Consider the following 1,715-nt stretch of genomic DNA (forward strand, 5'->3'; position numbering starts at 1 on the left):
CCTGAATTCCCCAACCAATAACGAGCTTAAGTCGTACAAATCCTAATTTTATGGTGTTTGTACGACTTTTTTTGTTGACTTTTAAATGGTTATGTGATAAACTCATAACGAGGTGATATAAATGGCAATAATAAAGCAATTCGATAAAAGGTCTGGCATAACTTACGTGTATGAATCAAAGTCATACTGGGACAAAGAAAAGAAGCAATCCCGAGCTAAACGCACTTTAATTGGTAAAATTGATGAAAAAACTGGAGAAATGGTACCGACCGATGGTCGAATGAGAAATGCTAAGAAAAAAGAAAAAGCAGTAAAATTTAATCCTAAAAATGTAACAAATAAGCACTTTGGTTCGACTTATTTACTTCAATCCATTGCACGCAAAGTACATTTGATTGATGATCTTAAACTCATATTCCCACAACATTATCAAGTTCTTTTGGATTTAGCTTACTTCTTGGTCTTAGCCCCAACAAATGCTATGAGACAAGTCGAAAATTGGAGTCACTTACATCATCTCTTTTCTAATACCCAATTAACATCGCAATTTATCTCAAAAATATTTCAAGAAGTTACCGAAAATAAAAAGCAAAGTTTTTTTAGAAAAAGAATTAATCGTTTGGATGAAGATGAATTTTGGTGCTACGATACCACTACAATTTCTAGTTATTCTCAAACATTGCCCTATATTCAGTTTGGGTTTAATAAAGAGCACGACCAATTGCCACAATTAAATTTAGCTTATGTCTATAGTGAAAAAACGAGATTGCCAATTATGTATCGCCCTCTGACAGGAAGCGTCCCTGATGTGAAGACTCTCCCCTGGCTATTTGGCTTGTTTGACGGTTTAGAAAGGGAAAATATTCGTTTGGTCATGGACAGAGGTTTCTACAGTCAAGAAAATGTGGTACAACTCTGTCAGGAAAATATGACGTTTATATTAGGGAGCAAATTATCCCTTAAATATGTACAGAATGCTATTAATTCCGTTATAGACGATTTGGATGACTATCAATATTATTTGCCAAGTTATGCTCTTTATGCGCGGGAAATTCACCTTAAATCAGTGTTCCCAGCATCAAAAACCAGCTACTATCCTGTATCGCTACATGTTTACTATGATCCTCAGCGAGCTAGTGAGGAGCGCATGGCATTAGATGGGAAATTAAAGCAATGGGAGGAGCTATTAAGGAAAAAGCCGGAGGTTTTTGACGATATTAAACAAATTAGACGATATTTTGCACTGACGAATAATGGTTATCAATTGATAAAAGAAGCAGTGGAGAATAAGAAAAGGCAAGCAGGCTACTTTGTATTATTATCTAATAGCAGTTTAACGAGTGAAGAAGTATTACGACTCTATCGCAATAAAGATGTAGTTGAAAAAAACTTTGAGAACATTAAAGATAGAATGAATATGCGAAGAACAAGAGTTTCTAGCGAACAAAGTTTGGAAGGGAAATTATTTGTACAGCACATAGCCTTGATACTTATTGCCTATATTAAAAGAGAAATGGCACTGAGTGGATTAAATAAGAGCTATACAATTGATGATGTGTTGTGCAACTTAGACCAGATTTATGGCTATTGGGATGACTCTTTTGGTTTTACTTTAGGTGAAGTATTGAGTAAGCATGAGCAAATTTATGAAGGGTTAAAAATAACACCACCTCGGTGATAGGTGGTGTTTATGGTTATGAGTCAGGGAATTCAGG

General features: G+C 35.1%; 1 protein-coding gene. It reads left to right on the top strand.

Going from position 1 to position 1,715, the window contains the following annotated elements:
* Positions 1-121: 121 nt before the first annotated feature.
* A complete protein-coding gene (locus D3H64_RS06215) occupies positions 122-1,678 on the top strand; it encodes a transposase (RefSeq protein WP_121565412.1) in 1,557 nt (518 codons plus the stop codon).
* The last annotated feature ends 37 nt before the right edge of the window (positions 1,679-1,715 follow it).

The organism is Atopobacter sp. AH10, assembly GCF_003664595.1.
Lineage (GTDB): Bacteria > Bacillota > Bacilli > Lactobacillales > Aerococcaceae > Atopobacter.